Below are 13308 nucleotides of genomic sequence, written 5' to 3'. Positions count from 1 at the left end.
ACCCAGTAAAGCGAAGGCCTTACTAGGTTTAGAATTATTTATTTAGATACTACATTTTAGTAATGCCATCTTACAAAAGCTTCCATAGCGGCATAACGAGCCAAACCTAACAAATCATATAAATCTGCAGTTTCTCTATTTCTATCTTCGGCACGTTGCCAAAATTCTCTACTGTCGGCTCCTTGAAAAACAACTCCATCTTTTTGAGATTGATGTTTAAAAATACCGTAGCGTTTTTCCAAAACCTGATCTGGTCCCATAGGAACTGCCATTTCAATTTCATCAACTCCCCATTCTTGCCAAGCTCCTCTATACAACCACAGCCAACAATCGTTCATAAACGGTTTTGGTTTTAGGCGTTTTACGGCTTTAAAAATAGCATCTAAACATACTTTATGTGTTCCGTGTGGATCGGCTAAATCTCCTGCAGCATAAATTTGATGTGGCTGAATTTTTTCAATTAAATCCATGGTTAACTGAATATCATCCTCTCCAACAGGTTTTTTCTCTATAGTTCCTGTTTCATAAAAAGGAAGGTTCATAAAGTGAATTTGTTCATCTGACAAACCAACAAAATAACTGGTGGCTCTTGCTTCGCCTTTTCTTATTAATCCCTTAATATGCCTTACTTCAGACGTATCAATTTCACTTGCTTTTTTATTTTTCAAAAAATCATTGGCTTGTTGAAAAATATTAATTGCCTGCGGACTTTCAATATTAAAATGTTGGTTATAATCACAAACAAAACTGGCAAAACGATGCGCTTCATCATCGGCAACAGCAATGTTACCTGAAGTTTGGTATGCCACATGAACTTCATGTCCTTGTTCCACCAATCGTTTAAAAGTTCCACCCATACTGATAATGTCATCATCAGGATGCGGACTAAAAATCAATACCCGTTTTTTAGCAGGCAAAGCTCTTTCAGGACGATTCGCATCCTCCGCATTTGGCTTTCCTCCTGGCCAACCTGTAATGGTATTTTGAAGTTTGTTAAATATTTTTATGTTTATTTCATAAGAAGGACCTTCTTCGGCCAACAATTCGCTCATTCCATTTTCAATGTAATCATCATCAGTCAACATTAAAATTGGTTTTTGTAATTTCAATGCCAAGCCTAATACAGCTTTACGAATCATTTTATCTGACCATTCCACTTTTTCAACCAACCACGGACTTTGAATTCTTGTTAGCTTAGAACTTGCTTCTTTGTCTAGCACAAAAGTTACATTGTTGTGTTCTTGTAAAAAACTAGCGGGAATCTTACTCGTAATCTCACCTTCTACAGAAGCTTTTACAACTTGAGATTTTCTTTCTCCCCATGCCAATAAAATTACTTTTTTAGCTTCCATTATTTTTTTTACACCAAGCGTAATCGCTGTTCTTGGCGTATTGCTAATTCCGGAAAAGTCACTACTTGCCGCTACTCTTGTCATATGATCTAAAGCAACCAATCTTGTTTTGGAATTTTGCAAGGATCCTGATTCGTTAAACCCAATATGTCCATTTCCACCGATGCCTAAAACTTGCAAATCGATACCACCCAAGGCTTCAATTTTTTCTTCGTATGCAGCACAATAACTTGATATATCCACCTTAGCCAAGGTTCCATCTGGAATATGACAGTTTTCAGGTTTGATGTCTACATGATCAAACAATAGTTCTTTCATATAACGAACATAACTATTGATTGAATCTGGTTCCATTGGATAATATTCATCCAAATTAAAACTCACCACATTATGGAAACTTAAATTTTCTTCTTTGTGCAAACGGACCAATTCCGCATATACTCCTTTAGGAGAAGAACCCGTTGCTAAACCTAATACACAGGGTTCATGCAACGCTTGTTTTACACTAATTAAGTCTGCTATTTCTTTTGCGACTGCTTTAGAAGCTGAATTTGAATCTTCAAAAATAAGTGTTCCTATATTTTCAAATCGTTTTTCAAAGCCTGTGGCTTTATCTATGTTACTTTGTGTCATTTTTTTTAGTTTTTGGCTATTTGCTTTTGGTGTTTCGTTCAAATAAGCTAAACACAACCAGCTAACAGCATTATTATCTATTCTTATTTTTTACTCCAACTTTTCAATTTATGTCCTTTTAAGGCGAAAAATAAAATAATGGCATAGCAGGGTATCAAAACCCAATAACTACTTGTTGCAGCATTTGCGATTGCCAATGTTTCTTCAACACCCTTAGCAATTAACTCTCCTTTTTCGCCATCGACTAAACGTCCGTATAATGGTGGGATGATCGCCCCTCCAGAAATAGCCATAATTAGTAAAGCGGAGCCCGTCTTGGTAAACCTGCCCAAACCTGCTAAGGTAAGTGGCCAAACAGCCGGCCACACTAAGGCGTTTGAAATTCCTAAAGCGGCCACAAAACAAACAGAAGTAAATCCTGTGGTCATTAAAATACAAACACTAAAAACCAAACCTAGCAAAGCACTGTACACCAATGCCGTTCCTTGTTTTAAATATTTAGGAATGAGCACCACGCCAATAGCGTAAGTAACCACCATGGCTAATAGCGTTAATGTGGTGAAAAATTTTGCATCTTCAGCATCAAAACCGAGTGAAATTCCATAAGCAATAATGGTATCTCCTGCAATAACCTCAGCGCCCACGTAAACAAATAATGTAAGTACTCCTAACCACAAATGTGGGAATTGAAAAATACTCGTTTTCGCTGTTTCACCTTCAGGTGTCTTTTCTTCAGCGACTGCTTCCACTTCAGGAAGAGGAGCCTTTCGAATCAATATACCTAAAATAACAAGTACAACTGCCATCACCAAATAGGGAACAAATACACTATCTGCCATTTGGTCTAACAACACCTTTTTTTCTTCCACAGAAACCCTTGTTAATTTTTCTTTTACATCATCAATTCCCGACAACAACAAAGCTCCAAATATTAAAGAACCCAAAGCTCCAGCTGTTTTATTTGCAATTCCCATAATGGCAATTCTTTTAGCACCACTTTCAATAGGCCCTAAAATGGTAATGTATGGATTGGCAGCTGTTTGCAAAAGCGTCATTCCAATTCCTTGAATAAATATCCCTGTTAAAAACACCCAATAAGTCCTAGCTTCCGCCGCAGGAATAAAAACCAAAGCACCAATAGCCATAATAAGTAACCCTAAAGACATGCCTTTTTTATACCCAATTTTAGACAAGATAGAGGACGCTGGCAAGGCCATCAATACAAAAGATATATAAGAAGCTGACGCAACTAAATAAGATTGAGCTTCAGTCAGTTCATTTATTGTTTTCATGAAAGGAATTAAAGCTCCATTGATCCAAGTAACAAATCCGAAAATAAAAAATACACCTGCAATAATTGCAATGGGTACCAAATTACTTTTCGATGCAATCGTAGTTTCTGTTGTGCTCATAAAAATACTTTTAATTAATAATTAGTTCGTTATGGTAAAATGCAATGGTCTCTTCTAGAGCCTCATCAATGGAATAAATTGGTTCAAAACCAAGCTTATTAAATTTTGTTGTATTTGCTTTGGAATGCTTGATATCACCGGGTCTCTCATCCAAAAATAAAATCTCCGATTTAGAGTTTGTCAGTTCTTTAATTTTTTCAGCCAACTCCAATATCGATGTGCTATGTCCTAAAGCCACATTGTAGGTTTCATTTCCTATTTGAGAAGCCAATATATTTGCGCGAACTACATCCTTTACATAAATAAAATCTCGAGTTTGCGAGCCATCTCCATAAATGGTAATGGGTTCATTTTGCAAGGCTTTATTAATGAAAATTGGAACCGCCGCAGCATAGGCCGACTTCGGATCTTGACGAGGACCGAATACATTAAAATATCGTAAAGATGCGGTTTGTAAATTGTACTGATCCAGATACATTCTTAAATAATACTCGCCATCCAATTTAGTAATTGCATAAGGAGTCATAGGCTCAGGAAACATGTTTTCCACTTTTGGCAAAATAGGATTGTCGCCATAATTTGCTGCAGATGTAGACAACACCACTTTACAAGCAGTATTTGCTCTTGCTGCTTCTAACACATTTAATGTTCCTAAGGTATTGATATCAATACATTCTTTCATTTTTAATAGAGATTCGGGTACACTTACCAATGCCGCTAAATGAAATACAGCATCTGCTTTGTGGATTACTTCTTTTACCAAATTTTCATCTCTAATATCTCCTTCTACAAAAGAAACATCTAGTCCTGCTAAATTCTTTTGAAACCCGGTTCTTAAGCTATCCAAAACAACTACTTCGTTTCCTAATTTCACCAGTTGTTCTGCAATATGACTTCCTATAAACCCTGCACCACCTGTTATAATATATTTACTCATGTTTTTCTTGTATTTGATTCATTTGTTCTTCCATACTTGCAATCAATTTAAATTGATTTTTAGCTCGGACTAAATTGTGATTTTCATACTTGGTTTTATAATACACATCGTTGTTTAAAAAATCGGTAAGGAAACGAATGGCCATAATAAAAATCATAGATTTTGCTCCAAGGGGTAGGTATCTTAATTCTATTGCAGACAAAGCGCTTCCTGTTTTTTCTAAAAAACCTTTTAAATATGCCTTATAATACGCTACGTTAAAAGTTACCAATTCTAAATTTTGCTCATCCTCAGCAGCTGAATTGCAAATAGTTCTAATAGCATCACCAAAATCATAATGTACAATACCTGGCATAATCGTATCGGTATCTATCACACACAAGCCTTTATTCTCTTTAGTAAACAAAGCATTTGAAATTTTTGTATCATTGTGCGTCACCCTAATTTTTATAGCGCCATTGTCTTTCAAATTCTGAAGAATGTGCATTTCTTCTTTGAAGGCTTTTACTTTTGAAATTAATGTTTCGGCTTGTTTTACTCTATCCGAAGAAGCGTTTAGTAGCGCAGCATCAAACTGTTGAAAACGAAAAGACATATCGTGAAATTTCGGTATTACTTCTGTTAATTTTGAAGCATCAAAGTCATCCGTTAAATTCAAAAACTCTCCGAAAAGTTTTCCCCCCTCATAGGCTATTTCTGGATCATGAACTGTTTCAAAAGTGACGCTATCTTCAATAAAAAGCATCAAGTTCCAGTAGTCTCCATTTTCAGATTGGTAATACGATTTTCCCTCTTTAGTTCTCACAAATCGAAGCACCTCTTTTTTTTCGCCAGCTTTACCTAATGCTTTGAATTTTTCTTGTATATGTATACTTACGCTCACTTTATTTTCAATTAAACCAGGCACATCTTTGAAAACGCCATGATTGATTCTTTGCAAAACAAATTTGGGCTGCTGTACGGTTTCTATCAAATAAGTATCGTTGATGTGGCCTGAAGCCAACTCTTGGAAAGACTTAAAATTTGAAGCCTCATCAAATTTCGAAAAAACTGAAATTAATTGTGCTGTTTCCATATTACCAAAGATTTTTAGGGTACACTGCTTCTTCTTTCAATTGACTTAAAGCTGACTTTACAATCGGCTTGTCTTCTTGGTAGGTTACCCCAAACCATTTTGCGTTCGATTTTAAAACTTCAACGGTTGCTTTTCCTGATTTTAAAATTTCATTGACTACGGAAGGAATAAAAAATTCTGATTTTAAATTCGATTTTTCTTCTTCCAAAAACTGCATAAATAATTCAGTTCCAAACTCGAAACATTTTGGAGTAAAGCCCCAAAAATTCATCGATACAATCGTATCTTCATCAATAGCTACAAAATTTCCTTTACCATCTTTTCGTTTTAGTTCGCCATTGATTTTTTCTATATGCGTGCGTTCGGTAACGTCAGTTAAATAACCATTCTTATCCACCTGACATTCACCTCTAGAAACAAATCCATGATCCGAAACCGTGTTTTTCAATAAATAAGCCATCATATTAAAATCATATGAGGTTTGCTCTTTTTTAGCAAGTGAAGCTGCCATTACTTCAAAAGCTTCTCTTCCATAAAAATCATCTGCATTAATAATGGCGAAGTTTTCAGAAATAGCATCTTTTGCCATCAACAATGCATGTCCTGTACCCCAAGGTTTTTTTCTGTCAGGATTGACATAGGCTTTAGGAACATTTTCTAGTTCTTGGTATACATAGGCTACTTCAGCTTTTCCTTCCAGTTTTTTATTGAAAATTTCTTTAAATTCTTTTTCAAAACTCTTTCTAATAATAAAAACGAATTTTCCAAAACCAGCCTGTAAAGCATCATAAATTGAAAAATCAATTATTGTATCTCCTTCTGGCGTAAAACTATCCATCTGTTTTAACCCTCCATACCTACTTCCCATTCCGGCAGCCAAAATAACTAAGGCTGGTTTGTTCTTTTCAATCATTTTAAAAATTTTAAAAATTAACTTTAGTTGCTATAAAACAAGTATTTAACATTCATATTCTTGCTTTACACTTCACAAAACTAGAAGAAATATTTTGATAAAAAAAGCAAAACAGATAAAAATGTGCTCGAACACACTTATAAATGTTCTCGAGCACACTAAAACAGTGTGCTCGAGAACATAATTATTTTTTCCAAACTATTTACTTATCTTTGCTTCATGATGAAAAAATACACTATTAAGGATATTGCAGAGTTGGCAGGTGTCTCTAAAGGAACCGTTGACAGAGTTTTACATAAAAGAGGTAAAGTATCTGACAGTGCACTTAAAAAAGTAAATAAGGTACTTGAAGAAATAGAATACAAACCCAACCCAATAGCTAAAAGCTTAAAAAACAATAAGGTTTATAAAGTCTGTATTTTATTTCCGCAATCTACTCAAGATTCTTTTTGGACTCCCTGTATTTCGGCTGTTGAAGAAATAGAAAACAACTACCAAGCTTTTGGTATTGCTATTGAACAACATAGATACGATTCAAACTCTCCAAGCTCTTTTTTAGATCAAGCAAACTCAATCATTAGCACTAAGCCGAACGCATTGTTAATGGCTCCTTTATTTTATAAGGAAGCACAAGAAGTAAAAAAGAACTGCTTAGAAAAGGAAATTATCATCTCTACTTTCAATAATATGATTGATAAGAATAGCCTTTCAAATTACATTGGTCAAGATTTATTTCAAAGTGGACGAATTGCAGCAAAATTATTGGATTCACTAACCAATAGTGGACATATGCTAATTGTACATATTGACGAGCAGGTACAAAACGCCACCCATATGCAAGAAAAAGAAAAAGGGTTTAAAAAGTATTTTGAAGAAAAAAAAGAGTCTCATTACAAAGTATCAACCATTAGTATAAACAAGGAACAAGCCACGAACTACGCAGCACACTTACAGCAATACTTCAATAGCAATAGCGATATTAACGGAGTTTTTGTAACCACCTCTAAAACTTATATTGTGGCTAAATTTAACAAAGAAAACTACAAAAAACTCAAAATAGTGGGCTACGATTTAGTTGAAAAAAACATAGATTATCTACAACAAGGAAGTATTGATTTTTTAATCAATCAGAATCCAAAAAAGCAAGCCTTTCAAGGATTAAGTAACTTGGCAGAACATTTACTTTTTGGAAAAGAAATTCCAAAAGCTATGTTACTTCCAATTGACATCATCAATTCTGAAAACTATAAAGAATATTTAGAATAGCTTTATTCTAGCTCTAAAAGACCAAAAGAAGTAGCTGTATGAAAATTTGGACTTTCTGTCTTAGGATTTACCCATGTAATCCATGTCGGCTCAAATTCCCCATTTCTATCCGCTTTGTATTTTGCTCTGAAAATTCCAGTTTCAATTCTATTGTTAGTCAAAAGTCCAAGTTCTGTTAGTGAAGCCAAACTAATTGCCCCGCCTACAATAAAATAATCTTTCGAAATTTCGGAAGTCACACTTAAGGCGCCAACCGGCCATTTCCAATCAAAATCGAATTGCTTACCAGGCAATGCCTTAAAATCCATGATTCGTGGAGTGGGATCTATTTCTAGGCAATAATAAGGAGACATTTTACAATCTGACCTAAAAAACAATTCGACCCGATCCGAGTCGTTAATACTAGCATTCGAATTGTCTGTCTTTATTGTATGGACTTTTGAATCGTGTACCTTGAAACGAAAATAAAAGGTATCCGAATTACGTAGGGCACAAAATTCAATTTTACAAATTTCTTCACCATCCCAAGGAGATTTAAAATCGGTTAACACATCTGCTTTCTCCCAACTAGGCGAATTTAAATCTTCATTTATAGCTAAATCTGTATTCTCAATTTTTCGAACAAAATAGGTTTGCATGCAATCAGGTTAAGTAATTAGGATTGGCAAGATAGAAATAAAATTAAAATGAATCCCCTTTCTTAAAAAAATACCAACATAATTAGGATAGCTACAAGGATTGTAGAACCTAATGCACTCTGTCATAAAAACACACCTTGCACAGTTTTACAACTGCTTGGCTTTCTGCTCTCAAAAAAAACATACAACTTACACATACGCAAGGATTACAGATCCTTAGCGCGCTCCATTTTGAGAATGAGCCTGGGGCAGTTTTACAACTGCTTGGCTTTTCTATTTTTAAAAAGTATACAAGCGAGCTTGAAACTTTTTAAAAACAGAAAAGCCTGATAAATTAAAATTTATCAGGCTTATTTATCTGTGAGCGCAGAAGGATTCGAACCTTCGACCGCCTCCTTAGAAGGGAGGTGCTCTATCCAGCTGAGCTATGCGCCCATTTATAAACACAAGTGTTTACAAATGCTTTATTATGTCTTCAGATTAATTTGTCGGGGTGGCAGGATTCGAACCTGCGACCTCCTCGTCCCAAACGAGGCGCGATGACCGGGCTACGCTACACCCCGAAAGTATAGCTTAAGAAAATAAATGCGGAGAGGAAGGGATTCGAACCCCCGGTACCCGTAAAGGTACAACTCCTTAGCAGGGAGCCCCGATCGACCACTCCGGCACCTCTCCAAGATTTATCATCTTAATATTATCTTATTTAATCTGTAAAAGAACTTAATTTTGCGAGTGCAAATCTAAGGCAACTCAATGTATTTCGCAACCTTTTTCATCATTTTTTTTCATTATTTTCTAAAAAAAATAATTTTATAAATCTGCTTAAAATAAAAAAACAACCCCTACAACAATCAACTATCTGAAAACAAGATTTTTACTCTTCTCATTCAGGATATTCAATTCGTAAATGATAAATATTTTTTAATTTCTTTTTCAATACTTTTTTAATTGTTTCAATTTCTCTAAAGGTAATTGCCGCATTTCTAAACTGCCCTTCTTCCATTTGTTTGGAGGTAATTTTATCTATTAAGGTATCTATAGATTGAGCTGTTGGGTTTTTCAAACTTTTTGAAGCAGCTTCGGCTGCATCACTCATCATTAAAATAGCTGTTTCTTTTGAAAAGGGTATTGGTCCTGGATATTGATAATCGGATTGATCTACCCCTTCTAGATTTCCTTGCTCAGCCTTCTTATAAAAAAAGTAAACCGTACTTGTTCCGTGATGCGTTCTTATAAAATCTATAATCCGATCTGGCAAACCATTTTTCTTTGCCAATTCTATTCCATTAATCACATGATCTATGATAATCCCTGCACTGTCTTTCGGTGGCAATTCATCATGTGGATTGACCGAGGTTGATTGATTTTCGGTAAAATACATAGGATTCACAATTTTTCCAATATCGTGGTACAATGCACCTGTTCTTACCAACATAGAATTTGCTCCAATTTCATTGGCTGCTGCTTCTGCTAAATTTGCCACTTGCATAGAATGCTGAAAAGTTCCAGGAGCTCTTTCATTCAACTCTCGTAACAATTTGGAATTTGTGTTGGACAGTTCCAACAAAGTAACATCTGACACCAAACCAAATAATTTTTCATACAACCAAATAAGAAAAAGTGATAAAAACGAAAGCACTCCGTTCAAAGCAAAAAGCACGAAATAATTCCAATTAATTTGGCCAATGTTTCCTTCGTGTATAATAGAAAAAGCAAAATACGTCAACATATAAATCAAGGTAATTTGCCCAACAGAAATAAACAAATTAGCTCGTTTGTACAATTCCGAGACAGTTAAAATGGTTACAATACCGGCTATTATTTGAAGATAAATAAATTCAAAACTATTTGGTACAACAAAACCTAAAAGTAAAACGGTCAACACATGCGTAAACAAACCCAATCTGGCGTCAAAAAACGCTTTCAATATAATTGGCAATAAACTCAGCGGTACAACATACAAATAATCAACCCTATATTTTATAGTAAAGGTGACCAATAAAATCATCAAAATAATATTAAAAAAGATAAAGGTCACTTTGGTATTATCATCAAAAATCTCAATTCTATCTTTTCTTAAAAACAATAGCAACATTAGTAATGCCAAGGCAACGAGTATGGTATAGCCAAAAACAATCCAACTATAATTGCTTTTACTCCAAATTTGCGATTTGTACTCTTGCTTTAACGAATGTAAAATGGCCAATTTTTTACCTTCCACAATATCCCCTCTTGAAATAATAATTTGCTGTGCTGCAATTCTTCCCGTTGTATAAGAAATTGCATTCAATTCATCACGCAATGCTTTTTCTGTCAACTCAGTATCAAAAGTAACATTTGGCCTAACTACATCAGTTAAAACATTAATTAACATATCTTTATAAACAACACTGCTACCTGCACTAATTTCTTGTTGTAGCAGTCCTAATAAATCTTTTGTTAAAACCAAATCTTTAAAAAACACCTCATTGATTTCATTGCCTCTACGTAGCACAACCTTCGTATTCCTATTGCTAACCCTAGATTCGCTATCGGGATCTAAAAAGCCATTTTTATAAATGGTATTTAAAATTTTATTTCCTTCTGAAACAAGCACATGATAATACAAAGAATCTGAAGCTAATTGCTGAAAACGATTTTCCATCGACTTTGCTACTTCACTTTTAACCGTAAGATTCGTTGCAAAATAAAGTTTTGATCTTTTTAAAATTTCTTCCTTTTCGGAAGCTATCAATTCAGCACTTTTTTGAATGGCAAAATCAAAAGGAGAATAAAGCGATTCATATTGCCAGGGTTTTCCTTTTTGAAATTCATACTTAAACTTCCCTCCTTTAGGAAACAAGTACACGATTAAAAAAGTAGTAACTACAAACAGAAAAATTTTATAGATAATAGAATTGTTCTGATAGATTTTATTTAAGATGTCCTTCATTAAAAAATAATTGTAATCAAAAATAAACAATTTAACAGTGATAACTCTCGATCCTTAAAAGAGAATGCTCAATTGAAAGTAATTAAGCGTAATTGTCTAAAACATTTCTCAATATAATTGAGTATTTTCGCATAGCACCCAATCTTTTTATTATGAAAAACCGAGTTGTCATCGTTTCAGCAGTAAGAACACCCATAGGAAGTTTTCTTGGAGGATTGTCTTCTGTTAGCGCTACAAAACTTGGTGCTATTGCCATAAAAGGAGCCTTAAAAAAAATTGATTTGACCCCTACTTTCGTAGACGAGGTTTTAATGGGCAATGTGCTTCAGGCTAATTTAGGTCAAGCACCTGCAAAACAAGCTGCATTACTAGCAGGTATTCCAAACACAGTTCCATGCACAACTATTAATAAGGTCTGTGCTTCAGGCATGAAAGCAATTATGCAAGCAGCACAAGCCATACAATGTGGAGATGCCCAAATTGTGATTGCTGGAGGAATGGAAAATATGTCTCAAGTGCCTCATTACTTAAACGGACGTAGCTCTACAAAATTTGGAAATTTAACCGCCGTTGACGGACTTTTAAAAGATGGGCTAACCAATGTGTACGATCAACAACATATGGGCGTTTGTGCAGATCTTTGTGCCACAGATCACCATATTTCAAGAGTAGAACAAGATGCCTTTGCCAAAGAATCTTATTTACGTTCTGCAAAAGCATGGGAAGAAGGAAAATTCGAGGAAGAAATAATTCCGGTGGAAGTCCCTCAAAGAAAAGGTGCGCCAATACTAATTACTGAAGACGAAGAATATAAAAAAATAAATTTCGAAAAGGTAAGCCAACTAAGACCCGCTTTTTCTCCTAACGGCACAGTAACTGCTGCCAATGCCTCTACATTAAATGATGGTGCCGCTGCCTTAGTAATCATGTCTGAAAAAAAAGCAAAAGAGCTCAATTTAACGCCACTTGCTTTTATACGAGGCTATGCAGATGCATCTGATGCTCCTGAAAAATTCACAACAGCCCCAGCACAAGCAATTCCGAAAGCGCTACAAAAGGCCAATATACCTATAGAAAAAGTAGACTACTTTGAACTTAATGAAGCTTTTTCTGTTGTAGGAATTGCCAATTGCAAACTGCTACATATTGCCACAGAAAAAACAAATATAAATGGAGGAGCAGTATCTCTAGGACATCCTTTAGGTTGTTCGGGAGCAAGAATTGTTGTTTCTTTGCTACATATATTACATCAACAAAACGCAACTATTGGAGCGGCTGGAATCTGTAACGGAGGTGGCGGAGCCAGCGCTATTATTATAGAAAAAAATATCATCGGTTAATGGATTACGGAATTTGTAATTTAAGTGTCGTTCCTCTTAGAAACGAACCTTCTAATCAAGCTGAACTAGTTTCTCAGGTTCTATTTGGCGAACATTTAAAAGTTCTTGAAATTAGAAAAGAATGGAGTAAAATTCGCTTGGCCTTTGACAAATACGAAGGTTGGATTGACAACAAGCAATTTATTTTTATCTCGAAAGAAAAATACGACGCTTTACAAAAATCTGAACCAACACTTGTTGGTAATTTAGTCGATTTTATAGCAGATCAAAATCAAGAACTTTCGACAATATCCTTAGGTGCTAATTTGCCGAATTTTTCAAATGCCAATTTTAGTATTGGAGAGCATACGTTCCAATACGACGGTGCTATCATCACGGGAAAGAAAGAGAAACACAAACTGATTGAAACCGCATTCTTATTTTTAAACACTCCTTATTTATGGGGTGGAAAGACACCTTTCGGAATTGACTGCTCGGGTTTTTCTCAAATGGTTTATAAATTGAATGGTTACAAACTTTTAAGAGATGCTTCTCAACAAGCTACGCAAGGTGAAGTGTTAAGTTTTATTGAAGAAAGTGAGCCTGGTGATTTGGCTTTTTTCGACAATAACGAAGGCCATATTACCCATGTTGGAATTATCATGAAAGACAATTATATCATTCATGCACATGGAAAAGTTCGGATTGACCGTTTAGATCATTCTGGAATTTACAATGTAGACACCAGAAGACATACACATAAATTAAGAGTCATTAAAAAGATTATTTAATTTGATTAAATTTCTTATAACAAAAAAGGCCATCTTTTCA

The 13308-nt window shown here is 34.9% G+C and carries 10 protein-coding genes and 3 tRNA genes; 3 read left to right on the top strand and 10 right to left on the bottom strand.

Annotated features, from left to right (window positions below):
• Positions 1-56: 56 nt before the first annotated feature.
• From nagB to FGM02_RS11220, 5 genes are read right to left on the bottom strand one after another with little or no spacing between them, the layout of a single operon-like run.
• Positions 57-2027 carry a glucosamine-6-phosphate deaminase gene (nagB, locus tag FGM02_RS11240; RefSeq protein ID WP_262711114.1) on the bottom strand — a complete coding sequence of 657 codons (1971 nt, stop codon included), beginning with the start codon at positions 2025-2027 and terminating at the stop codon, positions 57-59.
• A gap of 41 nt (positions 2028-2068) precedes the next feature.
• Positions 2069-3397 carry a sugar MFS transporter gene (locus tag FGM02_RS11235; protein WP_139958474.1) on the bottom strand — a complete coding sequence of 443 codons (1329 nt, stop codon included), beginning with the start codon at positions 3395-3397 and terminating at the stop codon, positions 2069-2071.
• A 10-nt stretch (positions 3398-3407) separates the two neighbouring features.
• Positions 3408-4334: an SDR family NAD(P)-dependent oxidoreductase gene (locus tag FGM02_RS11230; protein ID WP_139958473.1), complete on the bottom strand. Its 927-nt coding sequence runs from the start codon at positions 4332-4334 to the stop codon at positions 3408-3410.
• The gene (locus FGM02_RS11225) at positions 4327-5409 is read right to left on the bottom strand and encodes a phosphotransferase enzyme family protein (RefSeq protein ID WP_139958472.1); all 1083 of its coding nucleotides are present in this window, start codon (positions 5407-5409) and stop codon (positions 4327-4329) included. The genes FGM02_RS11230 and FGM02_RS11225 overlap by 8 nt, the downstream gene beginning before the upstream one ends.
• 1 nt (position 5410) lies before the next feature.
• On the bottom strand, positions 5411-6322 hold the full coding sequence (locus tag FGM02_RS11220) for a nucleotidyltransferase family protein (protein WP_139958471.1): 912 nt from the start codon (positions 6320-6322) through the stop codon (positions 5411-5413).
• Positions 6323-6541: 219 nt separating this feature from the next.
• Here FGM02_RS11220 and FGM02_RS11215 point away from each other — a divergent pair, with 219 nt between their 5' ends.
• A complete protein-coding gene (locus FGM02_RS11215; protein ID WP_139958470.1) occupies positions 6542-7588 on the top strand; it encodes a substrate-binding domain-containing protein in 1047 nt (348 codons plus the stop codon).
• A gap of 2 nt (positions 7589-7590) precedes the next feature.
• Here FGM02_RS11215 and FGM02_RS11210 read toward each other — a convergent pair whose 3' ends face one another.
• The 5 genes from FGM02_RS11210 to FGM02_RS11190 all read right to left on the bottom strand — a co-directional run bounded on the left by FGM02_RS11210 (position 7591) and on the right by FGM02_RS11190 (position 11158).
• Positions 7591-8226, bottom strand: coding sequence for a sugar-binding protein (locus FGM02_RS11210; protein WP_139958469.1), 636 nt, complete (start codon positions 8224-8226; stop codon positions 7591-7593).
• A 361-nt stretch (positions 8227-8587) separates the two neighbouring features.
• Positions 8588-8661 (bottom strand) — tRNA-Arg (locus FGM02_RS11205).
• Positions 8662-8714: 53 nt separating this feature from the next.
• Positions 8715-8789: transfer RNA gene (locus FGM02_RS11200), tRNA-Pro, on the bottom strand.
• Positions 8790-8814: 25 nt separating this feature from the next.
• Positions 8815-8901: transfer RNA gene (locus FGM02_RS11195), tRNA-Ser, on the bottom strand.
• A gap of 208 nt (positions 8902-9109) precedes the next feature.
• Positions 9110-11158: an HD family phosphohydrolase gene (locus FGM02_RS11190; protein ID WP_139958468.1), complete on the bottom strand. Its 2049-nt coding sequence runs from the start codon at positions 11156-11158 to the stop codon at positions 9110-9112.
• A gap of 152 nt (positions 11159-11310) precedes the next feature.
• Between FGM02_RS11190 and FGM02_RS11185 the strand changes: the two genes are divergently transcribed.
• Together FGM02_RS11185 and FGM02_RS11180 are read left to right on the top strand one after the other, a co-directional pair.
• Positions 11311-12498 carry an acetyl-CoA C-acyltransferase gene (locus tag FGM02_RS11185; RefSeq protein WP_139958467.1) on the top strand — a complete coding sequence of 396 codons (1188 nt, stop codon included), beginning with the start codon at positions 11311-11313 and terminating at the stop codon, positions 12496-12498.
• Positions 12498-13268: a C40 family peptidase gene (locus FGM02_RS11180; protein ID WP_139958466.1), complete on the top strand. Its 771-nt coding sequence runs from the start codon at positions 12498-12500 to the stop codon at positions 13266-13268. The genes FGM02_RS11185 and FGM02_RS11180 overlap by 1 nt, the downstream gene beginning before the upstream one ends.
• Positions 13269-13308 lie beyond the last annotated feature (40 nt).

Origin of the sequence: Flavicella sediminum (assembly GCF_006381105.1) — a bacterium.
Taxonomy (GTDB): Bacteria; Bacteroidota; Bacteroidia; order Flavobacteriales; family Flavobacteriaceae; genus Flavicella; species Flavicella sediminum.
This window is presented reverse-complemented; position numbering and strand designations above follow the sequence as displayed.

Excerpts from the sequence above, each read along its gene's own strand:
- FGM02_RS11215 (WP_139958470.1), top strand. The coding sequence starts at position 6,542 with ATGATGAAAAAATACACTATTAAGGATATTGCAGAGTTGGCAGGTGTC.
- FGM02_RS11180 (WP_139958466.1), top strand. The coding sequence starts at position 12,498 with ATGGATTACGGAATTTGTAATTTAAGTGTCGTTCCTCTTAGAAACGAA.
- FGM02_RS11235 (WP_139958474.1), bottom strand. The coding sequence starts at position 3,397 with ATGAGCACAACAGAAACTACGATTGCATCGAAAAGTAATTTGGTACCC.
- FGM02_RS11185 (WP_139958467.1), top strand. The coding sequence starts at position 11,311 with ATGAAAAACCGAGTTGTCATCGTTTCAGCAGTAAGAACACCCATAGGA.
- FGM02_RS11190 (WP_139958468.1), bottom strand. The coding sequence starts at position 11,158 with ATGAAGGACATCTTAAATAAAATCTATCAGAACAATTCTATTATCTAT.
- FGM02_RS11210 (WP_139958469.1), bottom strand. The coding sequence starts at position 8,226 with ATGCAAACCTATTTTGTTCGAAAAATTGAGAATACAGATTTAGCTATA.
- FGM02_RS11230 (WP_139958473.1), bottom strand. The coding sequence starts at position 4,334 with ATGAGTAAATATATTATAACAGGTGGTGCAGGGTTTATAGGAAGTCAT.
- FGM02_RS11225 (WP_139958472.1), bottom strand. The coding sequence starts at position 5,409 with ATGGAAACAGCACAATTAATTTCAGTTTTTTCGAAATTTGATGAGGCT.
- FGM02_RS11220 (WP_139958471.1), bottom strand. The coding sequence starts at position 6,322 with ATGATTGAAAAGAACAAACCAGCCTTAGTTATTTTGGCTGCCGGAATG.